Here is a 23,605-nt window from a genome sequence, read left to right on the forward strand (position 1 = left end):
AATATCATGGCTGAAGTTATTTTCAACAAACTGGAAAAGGTTTACTCCAACGGCTTCAAAGCGGTACATGGTATCGACCTGAAAATTGCCGATGGCGAATTTATGGTGATTGTCGGCCCGTCCGGCTGCGCCAAATCCACCACCTTACGTATGCTGGCGGGTCTTGAAACCATTAGCGGCGGCGAAGTGCGTATCGGCGATAAGATTGTGAATAACCTCGCACCGAAATCACGCGGCATTGCGATGGTGTTCCAGAACTATGCGCTTTACCCGCATATGACGGTGCGCGAAAACCTCGCGTTCGGTCTCAAGCTGAGCAAAATGCCGAAAGATGAGATCACCAAACAGGTCGATGAAGCGGCAAAAATTCTGGAGCTGGAAGAGCTGATGGATCGACTGCCGCGTCAACTTTCCGGCGGTCAGGCACAGCGCGTGGCGGTTGGCCGCGCGATTGTGAAAAAACCGGATGTGTTCCTGTTTGACGAACCGCTGTCCAACCTGGACGCCAAACTGCGTGCTTCAATGCGTATCCGTATTTCCGACCTGCATAAGCAGTTGAAAAAATCGGGTAAACCGGCAACGACCGTCTACGTGACGCACGATCAGACCGAAGCGATGACCATGGGCGACCGCATCTGCGTGATGAAGCTCGGCCATATCATGCAAGTAGATACGCCGGATAATCTCTATCACTTCCCGAAAAATATGTTTGTCGCCGGCTTTATCGGCGCGCCGGAAATGAACATCAAACCGGCAAAAATCGTTAGCAAAGACGGCCAGCTGCATATCACCGTCGGTCAGGAAACCCTGGCTCTCAACGCGCGTCAGCAGGAGAAAGTGGCGAACCATGCCGACCAGGAGGTGTTCTTCGGCGTGCGTCCGGAGTTTGTTTCCGTCTCCGATGAGCCTTTTGCAGATGATTACGGCACCGGCGATTTGGTGCGCGTAGAAAACATGGGTCACGAGTTCTTTGTTTACCTGAAAGTTGGCGACTATGAACTGACCGCCCGAATTCCTTCTGATGATGCTAAGCCAATGATTGCGAAGGGGCTTCACCGGAAGGTGTACTTTAAGTTCGATATGAATAAGTGTCATATTTTTGACGCGAAAACAGAACAGAACATTTCCTTATAAATAAACGAACGACTTCGTGATGGGTTAAGGCGGCACGTCGGTTTTACACTGACGTGCTCATTAAACGCCGCGAATCGTGAAGTTTAAAAACAAACACGTTGGAGTATAAAAATGAAAAAAGTGCTTACCGGCGCCATCATCTCCGCAACTCTGGGCATGTGCGCTGTACCCGCAACCGCCGCTGATAATGTTGATCTGCGTATGTCCTGGTGGGGCGGCAACGGCCGCCATCAGGTCACCTTGAAAGCGCTGGAAGAGTTCCATAAACAGCATCCGGACATTACCGTTAAATCTGAATACACCGGTTGGGACGGCCACCTTTCCCGTCTGACCACGCAAATCGCGGGCGGCACCGAGCCGGACGTGATGCAGACCAACTGGAACTGGCTGCCGATCTTCTCCAAAAACGGCGACGGTTTTTATGACCTGAAACAGGTGAAAGACATTCTCGATTTAAGCCAGTTCGATGCCAAAGAGCTGCAATCAACTACCGTTAACGGCAAGCTGAACGGCATTCCCATTTCAGTGACCGCGCGCGTGTTCTACTTCAATGACGAACAGTGGAAAAAAGCGGGCGTCGCCTTCCCGAAAACCTGGGACGAGCTGTTAGCAGCGGGCAAGACCTTTGAGAGCAAACTGGGCAAACAGTACTACCCGGTGGTGCTGGAGCATCAGGATACGCTGGCGCTGCTGAACTCTTATATGGTGCAGAAATACAACATTCCTGCCGTCGATGAGAAAGCGAAGAAATTCAGCTACACCAACGAGCAGTGGGTGGAATTCTTCCAGATGTATAAAAAGCTGGTGGATAACCACGTGATGCCGGACGCCAAATATTATGCGTCGTTCGGTAAGAGCAACATGTATGAAATGAAGCCGTGGATCGAAGGTGAATGGGCCGGTACCTATATGTGGAACTCCACCATCACCAAATACTCCGACAACCTGAAGCCGCCAGCCAAACTGGTGCTGGGTGAGTACCCAATGCTGCCGGGCGCAACGGATGCGGGTCTGTTCTTTAAACCGGCGCAAATGCTGTCGATTGGTAAATCAACCAAGCATCCGAAAGAGGCTGCGCAGGTGATTAACTTCCTGCTGAACAGCAAAGAGGGTGTAGAAACCCTGGGTCTGGAGCGCGGCGTGCCGTTGAGCAAAGCGGCAGTACAAACGCTTACCGCCAGCGGCGCGATTAAAGAGAACGATCCGGCGGTTGCGGGCCTGCGTCTGGCGCAATCTCTGCCAGCTAAACTCTCCGTATCGCCTTACTTCGACGATCCGCAAATTGTTGCCCAGTTCGGTACCGCCATTCAGTACATCGACTACGGTCAGAAAACCGTTGAAGAAACCGCGGCCGACTTCCAGCGTCAGGCCGAACGAATTCTGAAACGCGCCATGCGCTAAGATTTTACCGTCATGACATACCCTGCCCGTTACGGCAGGGTATTTTTTTATCTAAGGAGCAGATAATGGCAAAGGGGAATACTTTCTCTCTCACCTTTCACCGTCAGAAAGACGCGAAAACTGGCCATGAAGTTATCCGGTTAACGCCACCGCATGTTATTTGTCACCGCAACTACTTTTATCAAAAGTGTTTTACTCAGGACGGCGGGAAACTTATTTTCGGCGGCGCGTTCGATGGCTACTGGAACTACTACCTGCTGGATCTGGTGCGCCACGAAACTACACAGCTCACCGAAGGCGCGGGCGATAATACCTTTGGCGGTTTTCTCTCCGCCGATGATTCATCCCTGTGGTATGTGAAAAACACCCGCGAGCTGCGCCGCGTGGATCTGCAGACCCTTGAGGAGCAGATTGTCTATCAGGTCGACGATGAGTGGGTGGCCTACGGCACGTGGGTTGCCAACTCCAGCTGTACAAAACTGGTGGGGATCGAAATCAAAAAAAGCGACTGGCAGCCGCTCACCGACTGGCAAAAATTCCGCGCGTTTTACTTCACAAATCCCGAGTGTCGTTTGATCCGTATCGATCTGCAAAGCGGCGAGCGCGAAACGCTGCTGCAGGAAAAACGCTGGCTTGGTCACCCGATTTATCGCCCGTTCGACGACAGCACGGTGGCGTTTTGTCATGAAGGCCCGCGCGACGCCATCGATGCGCGTATGTGGCTGATTAATGAAGACGGCAGCAACCTGCGCAAAGTCCGTCAGCATCAGCCGGGAGAGAGCTTTACCCATGAATTCTGGGTGCCCGATGGTTCCGCGCTCTATTACGTGGCCCATCAGGAAAACGATCCCTGTAGGTATCTCTACAGCGCCGATCCCGTGACGCTGGAAAATCGCCAGCTGATGGCGATCCCGCCCTGTTCACATTTAATGAGCAATCAAGATGGCAGCCTGATCGTGGGCGATGGCGCGCCGCATCACACCGGCGAGATCGATCTCAACGATCCCTTTATCTGGGTGTTTGATATTAAAAGCGGGGAGCAGAACGCGATTTGCCAGCATAACAGTAGCTGGAAAGTGCTGGAGGGCGACCGCCAGGTGACTCACCCTCACCCCTCGTTTTCGCCCGATAACCAGTGGGTGCTTTACACTTCTGATGCGGAAGGTATGCCCGCGCTCTATCTGGCGCGGGTTTGATATCGTCCGCTTCGCCACGCAACATAGATACTAATCAACGCCGATCGTGCAATGACCATAAATGGTAGTACCAACACGCTTGTTCAATACAGTTCGTAGGGATAAATTTCATAGCAGGTTTGCAAAACTAGTTATGGCTAATAGGGTTTACAGGGGCACTTACATGGCAACGTTATTCAAAAAATTGAGAATCTTGAGACGAAACAGAGCGCCCATTACTTCTAAGTTGGATGCAAAATTCAGGCCCCTTCATTTCGCAAAATGTGAAACTGACAGGCGCTTTGCCGGAATTTTGCTAGACCCATCACAGCCAAAATTTCTCACCGTTTCAGAACTTGCCCCTGCAGACGTTCTCTTTTGCGCATGCGATGACAATGAACTGACTCATGGAATAATTTCACATGGCTCATCTGGCGACTATGTGCATGTTGCGATCTACATTGGCGATGGAAAAGTGGTTGAGGCAATAAAGCCGGGCGTTGTAGAAAATACTCTGACCAATGTAGTAGCTCGCTATCCTTATATAGCTATATGTCGGTGCCCTGGCGCGGAACCCAACGGACTACCAGGGCTTAGTGACAAAGTTGTGGCATTCTGTAAAGAACACGTTGAGCAACAAACACCATATAATCTTTTGGGTGCCATCTTATCCCCCATACTTGAATTAATAGAGCTGAAAAAACAGCACAAATGGCCTGCGCGGTTCGCTGGGAAACAGAGAAAAAGAGGACCCAGGAACTCTTTCTTTTGTTCAGAATTTGTTATAGAGGCCTTTACTTATGGTGGATATATTAGCGAGGAGACAATGGACCCGGCTACGTACTCACCAACAGCGCTTGCTGAAGAGAATGATTTTTGGTTGATCGGCTACCTTGGTAATCCTGATATGGTTGAACACATCCGTAAGCATGACCTCTTTCTAACAGGAGGCATAATTTGACCGCAGTACCTTACAACCAACTGATTGATCCGCTCAGTGCCATAAGCAGACCTGAACCTCATTGGTTGGCAAATAAATCAGTCAACAATAAACAGTTTTGCCCCTGTCGTTGTTCTTGACTGATGTTGCTCAGCATTATCGCCAACCTGATAACTCATTCCTGCCCTCAAGATGAATACACGTCCATCTTCGAGAGTGGTTTCTAATTCACCCTCCACGCAGAAGAGGATATGACCTTTTTGACACCAGTGATCCGCCAGATAGCCAGGAGAATACTCAACCATGCGAACACGGATTTGATTGAGCTCGTGACCAAAAAACTGTGTACGCCAGTACGCGGTGCCCGTTTCTCCTGGGTGCTCTGTACTTTCGACTTCACTCCAGTTTGTCGTGCCAAAAGCAAATGCGTCCATCTTCATTCTGTACACTCCGTATGAATAAAAAGTCTGCTGTTCAGGTTTTTAACGCTTCGCGATTATTATAATTTGCGAAGCCCACGCGTTGAGCATCAACACTGATTAGCGAATATTAAAGCTATTCGTACCGGTAAATTCAGCCTGCAAAAGTGAGTATTCGAAGAGCCGTTCAAACTGGGTCGCATCAATTTATTGAACTCACAACGAAAAGCGGACGCCCTCTCTGCTGGAATCGTCCGTCTTTTGCCCGAATCATACGTTATTTAAAATTCACCCCTTGCACGCTGAATTATCAAGGGGAAATAGCGCATGAATTTACAATGAGTTTATCACCTGAATAGGTACATCCCTGCCTTGTCCCAACTTTATCCGGATGCAGGCATCCCAATGATACCGTGCCATCGCTTTGCTGCGCACTGCTAAATTTGCCACGGATTTTATTCTTACAGCACTGTTTAAAACCTGATGGTGTCGAGAAGTCACACTTGTTCTCATTTTGCGCCAACGTGTTTAGACCCGACTTAGCATCTGACAACAGTTCAGGGGTGCTGGAGGTATTAATGGCAACATCAGACGTAGCATTCAGCGCGGCCTGCGTTGCGTTGCCCCCTCCTGCAATTTCGCTCACCATTCCCATCGCCGCGCCAGTCACAGCAGAATTAAAACGATCGTTTTCTGCTGCTTTATTTTGTTCGAATTCCGCGTTGTCTTGTGCTTGCTGTACTCTGATTTGCTCTTGTCTTTCCGCAAATTGCTGATTATCGGCATCAACCCTATCACGCATACCTGCAAGCTCAAGCAAAGTCTGTTTTTGTCGGGTATTGACGGGAGCATTAAGTTTTTCCGCCACCGACAGGAAGGTTTGCTTATCCCGGACATAGCGCCGTTTTTCAACCGGAACATTGCCCCATGATGAGTTCAGTTTCTGAAACTGGGTGGAAAGCATTGACGCTATTTTCTTATTTCCTGTCTCATCCGCTAAACTCGTTGCCGTGCTGTACATTGCTGCAGTGGAAAAGGGTGTAATAGTGAGAGAGTCATTGAATTTTGCTAATAATTCAGGAGAGCGCTCTCCCAGCTTATATCTTTCGGCATAAGATTTAGCCAGGAAGTATTCCGCTTCTGCCGCACCCGCCTCGCGGTAATACTTCGCCACCTCATTTTCAAAGCCTGACATAGCCTGCCAGGCTCTCTTTGGTTCATGCTGACTCAAAGATTGCGCTTGCCGGGTATACCAGTCGAATTGCTTCTCAAGATATTGGGAATAATTTTTATAATCTGAGTGCTGAAAGTCGTAGCTGTCTCGGGCAATGAGGTAGTTATATTGCTTATTTTTTTCCATTTGTGCCGATATGGAATCATCAAATGCGCTCGCTTTACGTTCAAGTTCGCTATCAGCGCTGGCGGAGCAATTGAGCAACATCTCTCCACGCCCGGCAATATAGGCGTTGAAATTGTTGGCTGCCACTTGAGACTGGGACTGTTGCAACTGGGATTCGCATTCAGCTTTTTCTGGCGGGGAAACCGCACAACCATTAAATAATAGAGAAATCAACGCGATGGAAAGCAATCTGAAATTATTCATGTACGCCCCTTCCCCTTTCGTTATACGCCACTTGCACACACTATTTGTTACATAACCTTACACCATTTTCACAAAAAGATAACCTTTCTGGCGAGCAAGCGTCCCTTTACGAAAGGACGCATAACACCTTTATTCACTCCTTTCACACCGTATGTACTTTTGCAGAAAGCGCGTAGACTGGTCTGTCACTGTTCCCTGTTAGCGATAGCCATGTGTGCATTGCGGATGCTTTAGCTCCCGAAAATACGTTGCCGTATAAGAGAGGCCGTCAGAAATATTTTGATTTAAAAGACCTGGGCAATCGGGGCGCTAGCTCCCTCAGATCGGCGGGCTCTTCGGACTTTGGCTTACAGCACCTCAACCACTTCAAACTCTTCTGCGATCAACTCCATATCTTCAGAAAAATGACCTTCGCGGGTGAAAAATCGTTGATGCTCTTTCTGCCAGTATTGAAGGCTCAAATCGCCTTCACCTTCTTTGCGCGCAAACGCCTCAGTAACATCACAGAAACGCACCAGTCGCATTGAAACCAGTCGGATCACGCAGACCGGGACATTCAGGCCATCAAGGATAATGTTATAGCTCCCAATCCTCGGGGCAGACTTTTCTTGCTGGTAAGAGGCAAAGGATCCGCAGGAGGCCGTTTTGATCCCTTTTTTAATCAGGTCCGCAAGCTCGCTGGCCAGTTGCGGGCTGTCACCCATTTGCCAGGCATCTGCGCCTGGATACTTCGCTTTGATTTCCTCAACCGTAACCATTAAAACCCTTCTTAATCGTCGATGAAAAAAACGTTATAACGGTTTGATCTTGATCCGTCCCGACATAAACAGTGATGCATTTCTTCGGATATGAGGTTTTACGCTCATAGCTGACAAAGGTCTGGCATCTGTCCGCTCTGTGCCACAGGCAGTCAATGACTGCTTCATGAAAGCTTGCCGAGACCCGTTGAAGAATACGTGCGTTTAAAGACGTTTTGAGCGCGTTGCCAGGAAGACCACTGCGGCTCCGGCAGCAACGATGAGCGTATCTTCAATCAGGCCGCTCCTGGTCTGCCCCATTCCTGCGATGGCCTTTTTGCGTGCCGCAAGGGTTACATATGCAAGGGGCACCGCGGCAGAGATAGCGATCGCTGCCCCGGTTTTTTCTTTTCCGCTCGGTGCCAACGCAGCGCCCGCAATCCCTGCACTGGCTACGCGTGCCGACAAGCCCAAAAACACGGTGCGGTCTGGCGCTGACTTCATCTTGTCGCCAAATAGTTCACCTACACCCATCGCTAACGCGCCGTATTTGAATAGCGGACGGTCCAGTAGCAAGAGTCTGCCGGATGTTTCGCGCCTGGTAATGCGTGCTGCAGCGATGGCCGCCATCGGCGTCATGGAACGGCAGCTGGCGACAAGGCCAATTAAGGCGGAATAAACGAAATCGGTTATTTTCATTAATTATCTCCTGAATAAATAAAGGTTTTTTTAATTCCTGGAGCTTTATCAGGGTGTAAGCAGGAACAATCTTTTAATTAACGCATTTACACGATCACGTCTTTTAAAAGCTTTTCTTTCAACGCTGAGCCGCATCTTGCAGTGCCACAAGTGTAATAGTCAGTATAGATGAATGGTTTGAGACAAAAGAAATGACGGAAGTGGGAGGATGAAGAATGCGGGCTGTACTTAATTGCAGCGAGCCAATAGCCGGGGTGGGTGCCGTAAATTTTAATCTTGCGGCGCTGGTTTCCACTTCTGCTGAAAACAACGCCGCAAGATTCAGAGGAGCGCCGGTATTTACCGACCGCAAAGAGAAAGCATGCTCGCCCGGCGTTATGTGAGGGTCGCTAATTACCACAAACGCCGAGGGAGCTAGCTTTCACACACCGATATTGCGCAGTTTCTCGCCCGACATCAGACGGCGCTCGATATGCTCCAGCGTGACGTTTTTCGTCTCCGGGATAAGCCAGTAAGTGACGCCGACAAAGGCGATATTCAGCGCGGTATAGAGCCAGAAGGTGCCCGCCGCGCCAATCGCTTCCAGCAACGTCAGGAAGGACGCGCCGATAATCATGTTCGACACCCAGTTAGTGGTGGTGGAACAGGTAATACCAAAATCGCGGCATTTCAGCGGCTGGATCTCGGAACAGAGGATCCACACCACCGGCGCGGCGCTCATCGCATAACCCGCAATGCAGATCATGGTCATACCGACGGACAACCAGGATAAGCCGTTAGATGCCGTGCCGTTATCAAACTGCATCAGGCAGTAGCCAAGGATCAGCGTACCGATGGCCATTACGCTAAAACCAATCTTCAGCGCCGGTTTACGTCCGGCTTTGTCGACGGTAAAGACGGCGATAAAGGTGGCGAACATAAAGGTCAGCCCGACCACCAGCGTGGCGATCATTTGCTGTTCGGTGGTAGTAAAACCGGCCATTTTGAAGATGCGCGGCGCGTAATACATGATGATATTCATCCCGGTAAACTGCTGCATCGCCTGCAACAGCATGCCGAGGAAAACGGCGCGGCGAACATTGCGGTTGTTTTTGAACAACTGGAAACCGCCCTGTTTCAGCTTCAGACTTTCACGGATCTCATTCAACTCTTCGCGTGCTTTCTCCGAGGTATCGCGCAACATGCGCAGCACCTCTTCCGCTTCAATATGCCGCCCTTTTTGCGCCAGCCAGCGTGGGCTGTTCGGTAGAAATACAACCAGCACAATCAGGAGTAATGCCGGCAGCGCCAGCACGCCGAGCATCGCGCGCCAGTTGCCGCTATAGCTGAACGCGGTATCGGAGAGAAACGCCAGCACAATGCCCAGCGTGACCATTAATTGATACATGCTGATCATTTTGCCGCGCACGTTCTCGCTGGCCATTTCCGAAAGATAGAGCGGCGCGGTGTAAGACGCAATCCCCACCGCGACCCCGAGCAGCACGCGGGAAAGCAGCAGCACTTCGACGTTGGCGGCAAAAGCTGAACCCAGGCTGCCGGCAACAAATAGCACCGCGCCGACCATCAGGCTGTGCTTACGCCCGAGGCGGAAAGAGAGCCAGCCGTTGAACAGGGCGCCGATCGCCGCGCCGAGCATCATGCTACTGACCACCCACTCCTGTAACCGGCTGGTCAGGGCGAAGTGATCGGTGATAAACGGCAGCGCGCCGGAAATAACCCCAATATCGAGGCCAAACAGTAATCCGGCAACCGCTGCCGACACGGAGACAAATAGATTCATACGCCGCGTATCGCGTAAAGCGCGCGGTAAAACAACGGAGTCAGTACTGAGAGAAGCCATATTTTTTTGCCTGCACAGAAGAAGACGTCTTATGAAAGTAAGGCAGCATGAAGAAAAGCGTCAGTGAGTAAAACGCGAAAATATGGATTAATAAGCTATGGCACATGGTTTTGTGATGGAGTTTACAATTTTGAAAATATCGTTTAACGCATAAACTATTTTTAACTTATTTAATTTTAAAGATATTTTATAGATAGCATGCGAATTAAGACAAAAGGATATGGATTTTTCAATTAAATGGATATGGACATATAAAATGCGGGCAGAAAAAAACCTGCCCTTGGGCAGGTTTTTATGCGGAGCAAACGCGGGAATTAACGCGCCAGCCAGCCGCCATCAACGGCAATGGTATAGCCGTTAATATAGTCAGAAGCGGCAGAGGACAGGAACACCACCGGACCCATCAGATCGCTCGGCAGACCCCAGCGGCCTGCCGGGATACGGTCGAGGATCTCAGCGCTGCGCTGCTCATCAGCACGCAGTTGCTGGGTGTTATTGGTCGCCATGTAACCCGGCGCAATTGCGTTCACGTTGATGTTGTGTTTCGCCCACTCGTTCGCCAGCAGGCGGGTTACGCCCATTACGCCGCTTTTGGACGCGGTGTAAGACGGTACGCGAATACCGCCCTGGAAGGAGAGCATCGAGGCGATGTTAATGATTTTGCCGCCATTGCCCTGAGCGATGAAATGTTTCGCCGCCGCCTGAGACATAAAGAACACGCTCTTAATGTTCAGGTTCATTACGTCGTCCCAGTCTTTCTCGCTGAAGTTGATCGCGTCTTCGCGACGGATCAGACCGGCGTTGTTTACGAGGATGTCAATTTTGCCGAACTCAGCAACCGCACGCTCCAGCAGTGCCGGAATACCGTCAATCTGACGCAGGTCGGCAGTGAGGCTCAGAAAACGGCGGCCCAGCGCGGTCACGCGCTCAATGGTTTCTGTTGGCTCAACGATATTGATGCCAACGATGTCGCAGCCCGCTTCCGCCAGCCCAACCGCCATACCCTGTCCGAGACCGGTATCGCAACCGCTCACTACCGCAACTTTACCTTGGAGAGAAAATGCATCCAGAATCATATTTGTTCCTTAATCTATCAGCGCCTGTACCGGACAGGCATGGTTTTATGCTGCCCGCGACTAGCGCAGATCTTTTACCGCGACGTGGTCCATGTCATCAAAGACCTGGTTCTCACCCACCATCCCCCAGATAAAGGTGTACGCGCGCGTACCCACACCTGAGTGAATTGACCAGCTGGGAGAAATGACGGCCTGCTCGTTGTGCATCACGATATGACGCGTTTCTTGCGGCTGCCCCATCATATGGAATACGCAGGCGTCCTCTTCCATATTGAAATAAAAGTAGACTTCCATGCGGCGTTCATGGGTATGGCACGGCATGGTGTTCCACAGGTTGCCCGGCTCAAGCTCCGTCAGCCCCATGCTTAACTGGCAGGTTTCCAGCACATCCGGCACAAAATATTTATTGATGGTGCGACGGTTGCTGGTCAGCGGATCGCCGAGGGTAACCGGTGCGACATCGGCCGGGGTGACTTTCTTCGTCGGGAAGGTCATATGCGCCGGGGCGCAGTTGTAGTAGAACTTGGCCGGCTTCGTACTATCTACGCTGGCGAAAACCACCTCTTTCGCCCCTTTGCCGACGTACAGCGCATCGCGATGGCCGATTTCATAGCACTGACCATCAACGGTAATGGTGCCCGGACCGCCGATATTGATAACGCCCAGTTCACGGCGCTCAAGGAAATAGGTTACGCCCAGCTGCTTGCCGACTTCACCACCGACCGAAACGGTTTTGCTCACCGGCTTAATGCCGCCAACGATAATGCGGTCGATATGGCTGTAAACCATGGTGTATTCGTTATCTACGAACACTTTTTCAACTAAAAACTCATCGCGCAGGCCCTGGGTATCCAGTGTTTTCGCATGCGCGCTGTGGATGCTTTGTCTGACTTCCACGGTAACCTCCAGGTAATGTTGCCCGATATTCAATCAACGAAACGCAGAAATAGCGTTTTGTATATTCATTGCGTGCATCTTAGCCCGGCTAAAACACGTTTTCAATGTGAAATAAAACAACGTTTCAATTTTTATGCTTATTATTTTTAAATCTGTAAACAGGATCACGAATGTTTGGCGTTGACAGCGTTTCGCTCACGGTTACGCTCTGTTAACCGTTTTAAATAAAGCATAGCAAACAATGAGTTAATCCGATCTTTGAGTTTTGACGGTGGTTGGGTCGATTTTCCGTTTAAAATCAAAGCCCGTGCGAAAAATGGGTTTTCAGCCCCGTTTTTTTACACTCGGATAGTTCGCTTTTCTTATAAATTGCGTCAGCAATCACACATATTGAAACATTGTTTTGATAAATTATTACCGTGTTTTTAAACTTTAATCATAGCTGGTCATTATTGGGGGCGCATTTTTCCCACCGGACCATCAAAAGGAGTGAAAAATGGCGAAAGGCATGCGGGTAAAACTCAATTACGCTATCAGCCGCGATCCGGATACCGGCGCGGAGATCACCCGCTTAACACCACCGGAAGTCACCTGTCATCGTAACTACTTCTATCAAAAATGTTTTTTTAACGATGGCAGCCATTTGTTGTTTGCCGGCGAATTTGATGGTCACTGGAATTATTACCTGCTGGACATTGCGAAAGCCGAAGCCGTGCAGCTGACCGAAGGGGCTGGCGACAATACGTTCGGCGGGTTTCTCTCTCCCGATGACAGCGCGCTCTATTACGTGAAGAACGATCGCACCCTGCGCGAAGTTAATTTAACCACCCTCGCCGAGCGCGAGATTTATCGCGTGCCGGAAGAGTGGGTTGGCTACGGTACCTGGGTGGCAAACAGCGATTGCACTAAGCTTGTGGGGATTGAAATTGCCGCCAGCGACTGGACGCCGCTTAATGACTGGCAGCTGTTTCATGATTTCTTCCATAAAGGCCCGCACTGCCGCCTGCTGCGCGTCGATTTGCAAACCGGTGAATCAAGCGTTATTCATGAAGAGAGGAACTGGCTGGGTCACCCGATCTACCGTCCGTTCGACGACAATACCGTCGCGTTTTGTCACGAAGGCCCGCACGACCTGGTCGATGCGCGTATGTGGCTGGTCAATGAAGACGGCAGCAATGTGCGTAAAGTGAAAGATCATGCCGAAGGCGAAAGCTGTACCCATGAATTCTGGGTCCCGAACGGCTCCGCACTGGTGTATGTCTCTTATCTGAAAGGTAAACAGGGACGTATGGTTTACAGCTTTAATCCGGATACCGGGATTAACGAGGCGGTGATGCCCATGCCTGCCTGTTCACACCTGATGAGCAACTTCGACGGCACGCTGCTGGTGGGCGATGGTTCCGGTACGCCGGTCGATGTGAAAGATACCAGCGGCTATACCATCGATAACGATCCTTATTTATACGTTTTCGATGTGGCGAAAAAAGCCTATTTCCGCGTGGCGCGCCACGATACTTCCTGGGCGACGGTGGCGAACAGCCGCCAGGTTACCCATCCGCATCCATCCTTTACCCCGGATGACAGTGCGATCCTGTTTAGTTCCGATAAAGAGGGCAAACCGGCGCTCTATATCGCGAAACTTCCTGAGCAACGCGTGATGTTGCAAGCATAAAAATTGAGTTAGTGTTTCTGTAACTGGCCTTGCCCTCCTTCACCAGAGGGCTTTTTTTTCGTCTCGCAAGCCTGCGTCGGCATTTTTCCGGCCTTTTATCACCCCCTGTAGCTCATCAAATAAAACTCTTACCTACACACAGTAAAATTCTTAATTTAAATTCATTTTTATTCAGCTTTCTTCCGTAGGCAGCGATGCTAAATACGCTACTTTCTACTGGCGAAGCTGCTTTTCTGTAATACATATTAATCAACGCTTCGAATCATGGAGGAAATATGTTATTCAAATCCACAATCGATGCAAAAAAACATGGGATATACACTGCTGTTAATAAGAAAAATGACATTCCAGAATTATCCGACAAATCAGTCAATAAATTATTACAAGTTTTACATGATGATCTGATTGATATTAATAATGTTTATTGCACCTATCCCGTCTATGACGTTCATATTAAACCTGCTGCTCTCCTTATCAGACATATCGTCCGATGTTTTATTATCGCTACCGGAGAAAAAGGCCACGATGGTCTTTTAATACCCGAAGAGAGATTTTATTTTAATTCGCCGTGGCTTAGAACTGAACTTCTTCCTGAACGTTGGGGCTATGAATCATGCAAAATTTTACTTGAAAGAATGCTTTCCAAATATCTTTTTGTTTTTGAATTAGCTAAAGCAAAAGAACTTCTTGAAGTAAGTCCGTTTTTATCAACAGACCCAAATCGTCGAGAAATCCTGACGTGGGTTTCAAGGATTGAAAGTAAAGCACAACAGCAAAAAAAACATGTTACTGAGCTTTTAATGGCTGAAATGCTTGGTGCGCACATGTTCCGAAATGCAAATTCCAATGCTTTTAATAATGCGGTGCAGAGGGTTTTGTCTGCACAATTTTGTAACGACAAGGCGAAAATAAAATTTCAGGGTGATAGATTTTCCTTCAAGCGAAAAGTTAAAAAATTGAATCTCATGTCTACTGCGTTGTTAAAAGAGAAGATTGAAGATATTTTATTTGACAATACCGGAGAGGCTCTGTTATTCAAAGAAATGTCACTGCTGGACAGACTCGTTGAACTTCATCGAGAAGACCAGGATAATTACCCAAGAGGAAAAAAAGTCACTCTCTTTTATACGGGGGTAAATGACAACCTCGACTGGTGGACAGCGGAAGAGTGTGAACAGGAGGGTTTTCCAGCGATACGGGCAACAACAAAAGAAATCCCCTCAGAATATGATTACATGATGGAAGCCGAACAATTACGGATCAGGTTCGCGCTACCGCCGCGTGAACGAGCCCCAGAATAATTGACTCAACATTGAAGGTAAATACGCTTTGCTTAATCCTTTACGTTGGGTAATTTAAAGCATTTTACAGTATGGCGAATGGCCGATCGCCTTTAGCATATTCATGCTCTTTCATAATAATCTGTTTTCTTGCTGCACAACATTCTGCGCCCGACTTAAAAGCAAAAACCCCGGCCAACGGCGCCGGGGTTATCGCGAGGGTAATACCGTTCAGACAATCAGAAAGAGTAAGCCACACCGAGACGGAAACGGGTCTGGCGTTCGTCGGAGTCTTTCACGCCCACGTTGCCCAGTTCCACATACGGAGACCAGTTTTTGTCCACTTTGTAAGCCACTCTGGCGTTATATTCGTTGGAGTAGGTTTTATCGCTATCACGCGTCACACCTTCGGTGCTCTTCGCGTAAACATAGTTCAGCTCGAAGCGGTAATCGCCCAGCGCCCAACCTACCCAGCTATCAAATTTGTTGACTTTGTTATCAATGGTCGCGGAATCCGGGTTACGGGTATATTCATAGCGATAGCGGCCAGCGATATAAACGCCGTTATCAAAGCTGTACTGCGCGTGAATATAAGGTTTGTAGATGGAGAAAGTATCTTTACTTTCGATGTTAAAGCCTGGTGTTAACGCAAAATTGTCAGTTGCAGCCCAGCGCCAGTTAATGGACTCTTCGTGGCCGTTACCCACGAGTTCCGTTAACGGTTTATCCGCGTCATCGCCGCCAGATTTCCACTTCGCTTCTACACCAAAACCTAAACCATTATCGAAACGGTGGGATACCGCAACGCGATCGGCGTTGGAACCGTTGTCGATGTATTCATGACGTAAGTCCACGGTGACGGCTTGTGAAGCAAAGGTAGCGCCAAGGAGTGAAGCGAGTGCCAGAGTTTTCTTAAACATGAGATTACCTCAAGAATTAAAATTATGTTCCATTTTTATGGAATTGCATTTTATTTTTTTAATAACTTTATTTTAGTGATCGCGATCGTAAATATTTGTATGGAGCTGAACTATGTAAAAAGGCGTGATGAATATCAATATATTTGCCCTATCCAGCCCGGTTAATATGATAAAGATCACACCATTATTTTATTAACCGTCAGATTACAAAGTTAGATACAATTGCAAAAATCCTTTTAAAACAGTTAGATGAAAAAATAGCAAATATTAATAAGCAAGCTAATTAATATATATTTAAATTGTCACAGAGGGAATGAAGCACTGAATCGCGGGCGAAATTGTATTGCCAAAGCATTCAGATGGATTATTAAGGGGTGTTATTTGGATTTTAATTTAATTGAAACGGACAATTTAGCCATCATTACAAACAATAAAGCCTTCCATACGGAAGGCTTTATTTTACTTAAGGAGAGAGATTAATCGCGTTCGATTGCCAGCGCCACGCCCTGGCCGCCGCCAATACATAACGTCGCCAGCCCTTTACGAGCGTGGCGTTTTTGCATTTCATGCACCAGCGAAACCAGAATGCGGCAGCCGGAAGCGCCAATCGGATGACCCAGCGCAATCGCGCCACCGTTAACGTTTACCCGCTTCTCATCCCATTCCAGAATTTTACCCACCGATAATGCCTGCGCGGCGTAGGCTTCATTGGCTTCAATCAGATCAACCTCGTCCAACAGCCATCCGGCGCGCTCAAGGCAGCGGCGCATTGCATACACCGGCGCAATACCCATTAATGCAGGATCGACGCCGACGCTGGCAAAGGCGCGGATGCGCGCCAGAACGGGTAAATTGAGTTCCTGCGCTTTGCCTTCACTCATCATCAGCACCGCCGCCGCGCCGTCATTGATTGGCGAGGCGTTACCGGCGGTGACCGAACCGCTGTGTTCAAACGCCGGGGCCAGCTTCGCCAGCGCTTCCGCGCTCGGGTCAGTCCGCGGCTGCTCATCGGTATCCACCAGCAGGGTTTGTCCATCCGCCCCCACCGCGCTGACGGCAACAATCTCATCGCGAAAACGGCCGGAGTCAATGGCGGCGCGGGCTTTGTGCTGCGAACTTAACGCCCACTCATCCTGACGCTCACGACTGATGCCATATTCGCGCGCCAGATTTTCCGCCGTCACGCCCATATGATAATCGTTAAACGCATCCCACAGACCATCATGGACCAGGCTATCGATTAACTGGCTGTTGCCAAGCTGCGCGCCGGTACGGCTGTCGGTTAGCACATGGGGCGCGCGGCTCATATTCTCTTGCCCACCGGCAATCACCACGTCCGCTTCGCCGCACTGAATAGCCTGCGACGCCAGATGCAGCGCTTTCAGCCCGGATCCGCACACGTCGTTAATGGTGATAGCTGAAACCGTATTCGGCAGACCGCCTTTAATCGCCGACTGGCGCGCCGGGTTCTGCCCCGCGCCTGCCGTCAGCACCTGGCCTAAAATCACTTCATCAATATCCTGTGGCTGCACGCCGCTGCGCTCAATCAGCGCACGCACCACCAGGCTGCCCAACTCAACGGCAGAATGGCGTGACAGTGCGCCTTGAAAACAGCCGATAGGCGTGCGAACCGCGCCGACTATTACGACATCTTTCATCGCTATCCCCGCAGTTGGTCAATGCGGCCATAGTAGAGCATTGTTAATAACTATTAACGTGGATGTTTAAAATTGGTGAGATCAATCACAGCGAAAATGGATAGTGAAGGAGCTGGAAGGGATTGCGCGGCCGTTAAGACCGCGCAGAGGGGATAATCAGTTATTAACCGGGATCACCGCGCCTTTATATTTGGTGCGGATCCACTCCTGAATCTCTTTTGAGTGCAGCACGTTAACCAGCGCAACGATATCTTTTTTCTTCTCGTCACCACGGTGCACGGTAATAATGTTGGCATACGGGTTGTTCTCACCGCTCTCAACGGCTATTGGATCGTGAACCGGATCCAGACCGGCATCAATCGCGTAGTTGGCGTTAATCACCACCGCATCGCCCTCATCGTTGTTGTACATCTGCGGCAGCAGCGCGGCTTCAACATTTGGCAGGAACTGCAGTTTTTTCGGGTTATCCACGATATCGTCAATGCGCGCCGTCACTTTGTCGATACCCGGTTTCAGCTTAATCACGCCCTCTTTTTCAAAGATGGACAGGATACGCCCCTCTTCAGAAACGGCATCACGCATGATTACTTTCCCGCCCTGCGGCAGCTCTTTCAGGGATTTGTATTTTTTCGAGTAGATACCAATCGGCTCGATATGGATCGCGCCCGCGCTGACGAAATCATAGGTTTTGTCGCCCGCATGATCTTTGATAACGCTGTTCAAATAAGGAATGTGCTGAAAGTAGTTAGCATCCAGTTCACGGCTGGCCAGCGCGGTGTTCGGCAGAATGTAATCCTGGAACGGTTTAATTTCGAGATCGATACCCTGTTTTGCCAGGATCGGTTTCGCCTGCTCGAGAATTTCTGCATGGGGTACGTTAGACGCGCCCACGGTCAGCGTATCGGCCCATGAGGAGAAGCTCAGCGCGCTGAGAGTGGCGGCGGCAATCAGTGTCAGTGTTTTTTTCATGTTGTTGGTTTCCTGTAATTATCGTTTATCTAATAGAGAAGTAATCACGTCGCCGCAGAACTGGATAATGAAGACGATGATAAGAATGGTCACCGTCGCCACCAGCGTGACGTCGTTATGGTTCCGCTGGAATCCTTCCAGATAAGCAAGATTGCCCAACCCGCCAGCGCCGATTACCCCGGCCATGGCGCTGTAGCTCACCAGCGCAATCAGCGTCACGGTGATACCGGACACCAGCGCAGGTGATGATTCGGGCAGCAATACCCGAAAGACTAAGGTGCTCAAACGCGCGCCCATCGAACGGGTCGCCTCAATCACCCCTTTATCCACTTCGCGCAGCGCAATCTCGACCAGACGCGCATAAAACGGCGCAGCACCCACAATCAGCGCCGGCAACGCGGCGTTGGCTCCGAGAATGGTGCCGACGATGGTTTTGGTAAAAGGGATGAGCAGCACAATCAAAATAATGAACGGAATGGAACGGAAGACGTTGACCACAATCGAAATCACGCTATACAGCGTGCGGTTCTGGAACAGGCCGCCGCGCGCCGTCAGAAACAGTGCCAGACCGAGGAAAATCCCCAGCACGAAAGTCGCTACACCGGAGAGCGCGGTCATATACAGCGTCTCTTGCGTCGCCGCCCAGAGTTGCGCCCATTTCAGATGCGGAAAGAGTGAATCAACCATGGTTTACGACCTCGCTTGCAATATCCGTCTTGCCGAGGTCAGCAAGGATATTATTCAGTTGTTCCGGGGTCGCCTTCACATGCACCCATAATTGCCCAAATACGCCGTGCGCCGTTTGCGACATCTTGCCGTGCAGGATGTTAAACGGCAGGCCATAGCGCAGCGTCAGTTCACCGACAATCGGCTGATGCGTGCTGTGGCCGGTAAAGGTCAGCTTAATCACCGTTCCGTCCAGCGCGCTATTCAGCTCAGGATTAAACGCTTCCTCTTCTTTATACTGGCTGACCTGACGTACAAACTGCTGGGTAATCGGCTGCTGCGGATGGGTAAACACGTCCAGCACTTCGCCCTCTTCCACCACTTTGCCGTTCTCCATTACCGCTACGCGGTCACAAATTTTGCGCACCACATGCATCTCATGGGTGATCAACACCACGGTGAGTTTAAAGCGGCGATTAATATCCAGCAGTAAATCGAGGATCTGATCGGTAGTCTGCGGATCAAGCGCCGACGTCGCTTCATCACACAGCAGCACATCGGGGTTATTCGCCAGCGCGCGGGCAATGCCGACGCGCTGTTTCTGCCCGCCGCTAAGCTGCGACGGCCAGGCGTTTTCACGCCCTTTCAGCCCAACCAGCTCAATCAGTTCCGCAACACGCGCGTTAATTTTGGCTTTTGGCGCACCGGCAATCTGCATTGAAAAGGCGATGTTTTCGCGCACGGTGCGCGACCACAATAAGTTGAAGTGTTGAAAGACCATGCTGATCTTCAGCCGCGCCTGGCGCAGAGCTTCACCGCGTGCGGCGGCAATGTCCTGGCCGTTGATCACCACGCTGCCGGAAGTCGGTTTCTCCAGTCCGTTTAACAGGCGAATCAGCGTACTTTTCCCGGCACCGCTGTAGCCAATAATTCCGTAAATTTGCCCCTGCTCAACCGTCAGATTGACATTGTCGACGGCGGTAATCGATGCCTTTCCCTGGTCAAAAATCTTAGAGATATTCCTGAGGACGATCATGCGTTGTTATTTTCCGTTTGGCGGTTTAGCAGTATGGATGTCCAGAAGATAATAATCACTCTGAGTGATATTTGAAATAACCAAATTGACATTAATTATAACTAAACGCGTTAATCCCGCCGGGCCACGGCCTGGATGATTTAGAATATATTTGGCAATCTTTTGCCGTATATCGCATAACTGGTAGGAGAATGAGGTGATAAGCAGGTAAAAATAGCGTATATCCCGCTTTTTCTGGCTATCGATCCATCCCACTTACGGGCATGGATCTCTCTTCTAATGACTGAATAAAGGCAAAGCGCCAGACATGAAGCTGCAGGCGCTGGCCCAGGCAAGCAAAACCGGGAGCCATCAGGCTCCCGACACTCTTACTGAATTTTCCAGCGCCGAGACCACCTGATTACGGCCCTGTTTTTTTGCCGCATAAAGTGCGGTATCGGCCCGGTGAATCAGCCCGCTGGCAATCATATGCAGCGGTTTTCCCTCTGACTGTACCTGCCCGGCCTGCAGGGTTGCAACGCCAATGCTGATGGTTAAAAACCCGGTTGGGCTCGCGTTATGCGGCACATTCAGCGCGCTGATGTTACCCCGCACGCCTTCAGCGAGATCTCTTGCCTGCGCCAGATTGGTGCCCGGCAGGATTATCAAAAACTCTTCGCCGCCATAACGGCTGACGTTATACCCGCTGCGCAGATGCGATACGGCAAGCGTACGGGCGACCAGCCGCAGGCAATCATCCCCGGCCTGATGGCCTTTGTTATCGTTATAATTTTTAAAATAATCGATATCTGCCAGGCACACCGACAGCGGGAAACCGTCTTCCAGCGAGCGGGCAATCTCTGCCAGCAGGCATTCATCCATATAGCGGCGGTTAAACAACCCGGTCAGATGATCGTGCTGTGCAAATTGCTGCAACACTTTGTTAGCGCTGGCGAGCTTATGTTCCGCGTGGCGGCGTTCGGTGATATCCACCCACGTAACGGAGAGCCCGATGACCGTGTCCATCGCGTCCTTTACCGGCACGGCCTGCAAATCGTAACTGCGGTCGCGAAAACTCAGCTCCCGCGACGGCAGCGGCTCACCCCGATCCGCCAGCGCAAAATCCGAAATAAAAAAGGGCCAGTAATCCGGCATTAAGCGCTGAAAGTGACTCTCCGTTTCCTGCACATCGCCCAGCAGTTTCGCCATCGCGTTATTGGACATGACTAAGCGCCCGGCGCGATCGATCATGCACAGCGCCACCGGCGTGGTTTGATAGATAGTTTCCAGCTGCAGCACGCGCTCACCAAGATGCGAAATATTGCGATCGATACCGCGATAGCCCCGCAGCTCACCCTGCTCATCAAACAGCGGAATACCGCTAGTCTCCAGTACAACAACGGATCCATCGGCGCGTTGATTGCGGTTTACCAGCCCGGAAAAGGCACGTTTCTCGGTAACAATTGCGCCAAACGCACCTGCCACACGTTCCGCCTCGCCCGGCGGCATAAAATCAAAAGGCGTTTTGCCAATCACTTCTTCCGGCGGCACACCGAGTAGCTCGGTAACCACATCAGAAGTCCAGGTATAACGCCCCTGCGCGTCTACCTCCCAAACCCAGTCAGAATTGTTATGTAACAATTCAAAAAGATGCTTTGCGTCTTCATCCCGGTGATTGAGCCGTTTTTTTTCATTATTCATCGTTTCATTTCCGCATGGCCTGCTTTATGCACAGCAACAAGCCTTGTGAAGGTGATGAAAGCAAAAATCATTCACCACAAAAATATACCTGTCTGTCTCGCTAAACTGCTCGCTAACTCAATGAAAGCGAATCAGATTATCACTACGTTCTGTCACTTTACTGGTCACCACGTCGGCGTCTGCGCGCCGTAAGAAAGGGCGTAAACGCCGCTTTCTATCACCAGAAGTAATAATAGTTACCCTGTACATGATTGCGTCAGGCTTTTTCGCGTGGCTAACGGCCGCGCTTCCCGCTGCCCCACGATAAAGAGCTATTCATTTTATCCACACCGCGAGTACTTTAATGTTTTAAAGAATATAGTTAAGGAGGTAAATTAATTTGCCTTAAGCAAAATTGCGTAAGATTTTTTTAATTTTTCGGAAATATCTATTTCTTAATGTTTTATTAAGGGCGGCGTTATTTTATTGCCATATAACTCTGTATAAAAATGTTTGGATTAACATTATCTTCAAAACAAAACCAATCGCTTTGCGACTGTTCCGATTTTACGGCATCGCTACGCGCGCGTCACGCACAGCCGGGCCAGACGTACATTTATTATCGGCGCGGGGAAATAACAATAATGTGTGTTCAGGCAGTGAATACTAAACACCCGTTGCCATCCGCCCTCAGGCCTACAGTAAGATGCCATAAGGCGCATTATTTTTCGTTATCTCTTTTGCTTGAGCAACTTTTTTGTTGAATCAGCAGGAGAATGAACAGGCAAATTAAATAATCACTACAAGAGCGATGGATATTCTCACCTGTTAATCCCCGGCAATAGTTGCTGCTTTGCCATTCATTAACGTATCGCGTGGGACTACCGTTCTTCTCTGGAACGCGCCACGCGTAAGCACAAAGAGAAGCGGCTCCCCTTTCCCCCTGTCGACAGCAGTCAGGTAAATACGCTCTTTTCCCCTGTCTATTTGCAGGATGGATATCGACAGAACTGTGCTCTGATAAGATGACCTAAAACTCTCTCTACGCTTATAACAGGAGCTGCGCCCGATGGATCCGTTCCAGCAAATTTTAAAAACGACAATGGCCCGCACCGATGACGCACCGCAGGCTATCAAGCCGCAGCCCCTGCTGGAAGCGGAGTTTAAACCAAGGGTAAGGCATTCAGCGGTGGATGATTTCCTTTCGCTGGCGAAAGCGCGCAGGACCATTTATACCCTCGGCAAAGATCTGCCCATCGCCGATGATGAGGCTATCGATATTATTAAAGAGGCCATTCGCCAGGCGCCCTCGGCGTTTAACTCGCAAAGTTCACGTGCCCTAATCCTGCTTGGTAAAGAACACGATCGTTTCTGGGAGATGGTGCGTGAACAGCTGCGTAAAGTGATCCCCGCCGAGAGCTTTCATGCGACCTCGGATAAGCTCGACGGGTTTGTTGCCGCCGCCGGATCGGTGCTCTTTTTTGAGGATCAGGAGGTGGTAACGCAGCTACAGCGTCAGTACATTGCTTACGCCGATAACTTCCCCGTTTGGTCAGAACAGAGTAGCGGTATCGCCCAGTACGCCGTGTGGCTGGCGCTGGCGGAAAAGAGCATTGGCGCGAATTTGCAGCACTACAACCCGCTGATTGATATCGATGTTCGCGAGGCGTGGAAGATACCGGAAAGCTGGAAACTGCGGGCTGAAATGAACTTTGGTTCGATCATCGCCGCCGCCGACGACAAGAGTTTTATCGATGACGAAAAGCGCTTTATCGTGGCCCGATAGGCGCGGTTTGCGCGACAGATTTTCAGTATGCTCAGTGA

The 23,605-nt window shown here is 50.1% G+C and carries 20 protein-coding genes; 7 read left to right on the plus strand and 13 right to left on the minus strand.

From position 1 onward, the window contains the following. Positions 1 to 6: 6 nt before the first annotated feature. The 4 genes from RW65_RS13495 (at position 7) to RW65_RS13510 (ending at position 4,671) form a co-directional block, all read left to right on the plus strand. Positions 7 to 1,134 (plus strand): ABC transporter ATP-binding protein, encoded by a 1,128-nt coding sequence (locus RW65_RS13495; protein WP_039057286.1) that lies wholly within the window; start codon positions 7 to 9, stop codon positions 1,132 to 1,134. Positions 1,135 to 1,245: 111 nt separating this feature from the next. Beyond that, positions 1,246 to 2,535: an ABC transporter substrate-binding protein gene (locus tag RW65_RS13500; RefSeq protein WP_039057287.1), complete on the plus strand. Its 1,290-nt coding sequence runs from the start codon at positions 1,246 to 1,248 to the stop codon at positions 2,533 to 2,535. Between the two features lie 65 nt (positions 2,536 to 2,600). Then, positions 2,601 to 3,731 carry an oligogalacturonate lyase family protein gene (locus tag RW65_RS13505; RefSeq protein ID WP_039057288.1) on the plus strand — a complete coding sequence of 377 codons (1,131 nt, stop codon included), beginning with the start codon at positions 2,601 to 2,603 and terminating at the stop codon, positions 3,729 to 3,731. Positions 3,732 to 3,894: 163 nt separating this feature from the next. Next, positions 3,895 to 4,671: a C40 family peptidase gene (locus tag RW65_RS13510; protein ID WP_039057290.1), complete on the plus strand. Its 777-nt coding sequence runs from the start codon at positions 3,895 to 3,897 to the stop codon at positions 4,669 to 4,671. A gap of 77 nt (positions 4,672 to 4,748) precedes the next feature. Here the strand turns inward: RW65_RS13510 and RW65_RS13515 are convergent, their stop codons facing one another. From RW65_RS13515 to kduI, 7 genes are all read right to left on the minus strand, one after another. After that, entirely contained in the window at positions 4,749 to 5,090 is a 342-nt protein-coding gene (locus RW65_RS13515; protein WP_039057291.1) for a DHCW motif cupin fold protein, read from the minus strand. Between the two features lie 289 nt (positions 5,091 to 5,379). Beyond that, positions 5,380 to 6,672 carry a hypothetical protein gene (locus RW65_RS13520; protein WP_039057292.1) on the minus strand — a complete coding sequence of 431 codons (1,293 nt, stop codon included), beginning with the start codon at positions 6,670 to 6,672 and terminating at the stop codon, positions 5,380 to 5,382. Positions 6,673 to 7,019: 347 nt separating this feature from the next. Continuing rightward, positions 7,020 to 7,430 carry an ASCH domain-containing protein gene (locus RW65_RS13525; RefSeq protein WP_039057293.1) on the minus strand — a complete coding sequence of 137 codons (411 nt, stop codon included), beginning with the start codon at positions 7,428 to 7,430 and terminating at the stop codon, positions 7,020 to 7,022. A 204-nt stretch (positions 7,431 to 7,634) separates the two neighbouring features. Then, complete coding sequence (locus tag RW65_RS13530; protein ID WP_039057294.1) at positions 7,635 to 8,108, minus strand: hypothetical protein; 474 nt, start codon at positions 8,106 to 8,108, stop codon at positions 7,635 to 7,637. A gap of 421 nt (positions 8,109 to 8,529) precedes the next feature. Then, positions 8,530 to 9,948: an arabinose-proton symporter AraE gene (araE, locus tag RW65_RS13535; RefSeq protein WP_039057295.1), complete on the minus strand. Its 1,419-nt coding sequence runs from the start codon at positions 9,946 to 9,948 to the stop codon at positions 8,530 to 8,532. Positions 9,949 to 10,262: 314 nt separating this feature from the next. Next, entirely contained in the window at positions 10,263 to 11,024 is a 762-nt protein-coding gene (kduD, locus tag RW65_RS13540; protein WP_039057296.1) for a 2-dehydro-3-deoxy-D-gluconate 5-dehydrogenase KduD, read from the minus strand. 60 nt (positions 11,025 to 11,084) lie between these two features. Beyond that, positions 11,085 to 11,921: a 5-dehydro-4-deoxy-D-glucuronate isomerase gene (gene kduI / locus RW65_RS13545; protein WP_039057297.1), complete on the minus strand. Its 837-nt coding sequence runs from the start codon at positions 11,919 to 11,921 to the stop codon at positions 11,085 to 11,087. A 496-nt stretch (positions 11,922 to 12,417) separates the two neighbouring features. On the opposite strand from kduI, the gene RW65_RS13550 reads away from it, so the two are divergent. Further along, positions 12,418 to 13,593, plus strand: a complete 1,176-nt coding sequence (locus tag RW65_RS13550) for an oligogalacturonate lyase family protein (RefSeq protein ID WP_039057298.1) — start codon at positions 12,418 to 12,420, stop codon at positions 13,591 to 13,593. Positions 13,594 to 13,868: 275 nt separating this feature from the next. Further along, positions 13,869 to 14,894 (plus strand): hypothetical protein, encoded by a 1,026-nt coding sequence (locus RW65_RS13555; protein WP_039057299.1) that lies wholly within the window; start codon positions 13,869 to 13,871, stop codon positions 14,892 to 14,894. Positions 14,895 to 15,112: 218 nt separating this feature from the next. Here RW65_RS13555 and RW65_RS13560 read toward each other — a convergent pair whose 3' ends face one another. The 6 genes from RW65_RS13560 to RW65_RS13585 form a co-directional block, all read right to left on the minus strand. Next, entirely contained in the window at positions 15,113 to 15,793 is a 681-nt protein-coding gene (locus tag RW65_RS13560; protein WP_039057300.1) for an oligogalacturonate-specific porin KdgM family protein, read from the minus strand. 476 nt (positions 15,794 to 16,269) lie between these two features. Beyond that, positions 16,270 to 17,451 (minus strand): acetyl-CoA C-acetyltransferase, encoded by a 1,182-nt coding sequence (locus RW65_RS13565; RefSeq protein ID WP_039057301.1) that lies wholly within the window; start codon positions 17,449 to 17,451, stop codon positions 16,270 to 16,272. A gap of 156 nt (positions 17,452 to 17,607) precedes the next feature. Next, positions 17,608 to 18,420 carry a MetQ/NlpA family ABC transporter substrate-binding protein gene (locus RW65_RS13570; RefSeq protein ID WP_039057302.1) on the minus strand — a complete coding sequence of 271 codons (813 nt, stop codon included), beginning with the start codon at positions 18,418 to 18,420 and terminating at the stop codon, positions 17,608 to 17,610. Between the two features lie 18 nt (positions 18,421 to 18,438). Then, a complete protein-coding gene (locus RW65_RS13575; protein ID WP_039057303.1) occupies positions 18,439 to 19,107 on the minus strand; it encodes a methionine ABC transporter permease in 669 nt (222 codons plus the stop codon). Next, positions 19,100 to 20,122, minus strand: a complete 1,023-nt coding sequence (locus RW65_RS13580) for a methionine ABC transporter ATP-binding protein (RefSeq protein WP_039057304.1) — start codon at positions 20,120 to 20,122, stop codon at positions 19,100 to 19,102. The genes RW65_RS13575 and RW65_RS13580 overlap by 8 nt, the downstream gene beginning before the upstream one ends. 351 nt (positions 20,123 to 20,473) lie before the next feature. Continuing rightward, positions 20,474 to 21,802: a sensor domain-containing diguanylate cyclase gene (locus RW65_RS13585; RefSeq protein ID WP_039057305.1), complete on the minus strand. Its 1,329-nt coding sequence runs from the start codon at positions 21,800 to 21,802 to the stop codon at positions 20,474 to 20,476. Positions 21,803 to 22,850: 1,048 nt separating this feature from the next. On the opposite strand from RW65_RS13585, the gene RW65_RS13590 reads away from it, so the two are divergent. After that, positions 22,851 to 23,567 (plus strand): nitroreductase family protein, encoded by a 717-nt coding sequence (locus tag RW65_RS13590; RefSeq protein WP_082022448.1) that lies wholly within the window; start codon positions 22,851 to 22,853, stop codon positions 23,565 to 23,567. Positions 23,568 to 23,605 lie beyond the last annotated feature (38 nt).

This window comes from Enterobacter sp. Bisph1, assembly GCF_000814905.1.
GTDB lineage: Bacteria > Pseudomonadota > Gammaproteobacteria > Enterobacterales > Enterobacteriaceae > Kosakonia.

What these genes read in the sequence shown, in the direction of transcription:
- RW65_RS13520 (WP_039057292.1), bottom strand. Translation starts at nt 6,672, where the DNA reads ATGAATAATTTCAGATTGCTTTCCATCGCGTTGATTTCTCTATTATTT.
- RW65_RS13525 (WP_039057293.1), bottom strand. Translation starts at nt 7,430, where the DNA reads ATGGTTACGGTTGAGGAAATCAAAGCGAAGTATCCAGGCGCAGATGCC.
- RW65_RS13510 (WP_039057290.1), top strand. Translation starts at nt 3,895, where the DNA reads ATGGCAACGTTATTCAAAAAATTGAGAATCTTGAGACGAAACAGAGCG.
- RW65_RS13570 (WP_039057302.1), bottom strand. Translation starts at nt 18,420, where the DNA reads ATGAAAAAAACACTGACACTGATTGCCGCCGCCACTCTCAGCGCGCTG.
- RW65_RS13500 (WP_039057287.1), top strand. Translation starts at nt 1,246, where the DNA reads ATGAAAAAAGTGCTTACCGGCGCCATCATCTCCGCAACTCTGGGCATG.
- RW65_RS13550 (WP_039057298.1), top strand. Translation starts at nt 12,418, where the DNA reads ATGGCGAAAGGCATGCGGGTAAAACTCAATTACGCTATCAGCCGCGAT.
- RW65_RS13590 (WP_082022448.1), top strand. Translation starts at nt 22,851, where the DNA reads ATGGATCCGTTCCAGCAAATTTTAAAAACGACAATGGCCCGCACCGAT.
- RW65_RS13575 (WP_039057303.1), bottom strand. Translation starts at nt 19,107, where the DNA reads ATGGTTGATTCACTCTTTCCGCATCTGAAATGGGCGCAACTCTGGGCG.
- RW65_RS13580 (WP_039057304.1), bottom strand. Translation starts at nt 20,122, where the DNA reads ATGATCGTCCTCAGGAATATCTCTAAGATTTTTGACCAGGGAAAGGCA.
- RW65_RS13585 (WP_039057305.1), bottom strand. Translation starts at nt 21,802, where the DNA reads ATGAATAATGAAAAAAAACGGCTCAATCACCGGGATGAAGACGCAAAG.
- araE (WP_039057295.1), bottom strand. Translation starts at nt 9,948, where the DNA reads ATGGCTTCTCTCAGTACTGACTCCGTTGTTTTACCGCGCGCTTTACGC.
- kduD (WP_039057296.1), bottom strand. Translation starts at nt 11,024, where the DNA reads ATGATTCTGGATGCATTTTCTCTCCAAGGTAAAGTTGCGGTAGTGAGC.
- RW65_RS13515 (WP_039057291.1), bottom strand. Translation starts at nt 5,090, where the DNA reads ATGAAGATGGACGCATTTGCTTTTGGCACGACAAACTGGAGTGAAGTC.
- RW65_RS13495 (WP_039057286.1), top strand. Translation starts at nt 7, where the DNA reads ATGGCTGAAGTTATTTTCAACAAACTGGAAAAGGTTTACTCCAACGGC.
- RW65_RS13565 (WP_039057301.1), bottom strand. Translation starts at nt 17,451, where the DNA reads ATGAAAGATGTCGTAATAGTCGGCGCGGTTCGCACGCCTATCGGCTGT.
- RW65_RS13505 (WP_039057288.1), top strand. Translation starts at nt 2,601, where the DNA reads ATGGCAAAGGGGAATACTTTCTCTCTCACCTTTCACCGTCAGAAAGAC.
- RW65_RS13555 (WP_039057299.1), top strand. Translation starts at nt 13,869, where the DNA reads ATGTTATTCAAATCCACAATCGATGCAAAAAAACATGGGATATACACT.
- RW65_RS13560 (WP_039057300.1), bottom strand. Translation starts at nt 15,793, where the DNA reads ATGTTTAAGAAAACTCTGGCACTCGCTTCACTCCTTGGCGCTACCTTT.
- RW65_RS13530 (WP_039057294.1), bottom strand. Translation starts at nt 8,108, where the DNA reads ATGAAAATAACCGATTTCGTTTATTCCGCCTTAATTGGCCTTGTCGCC.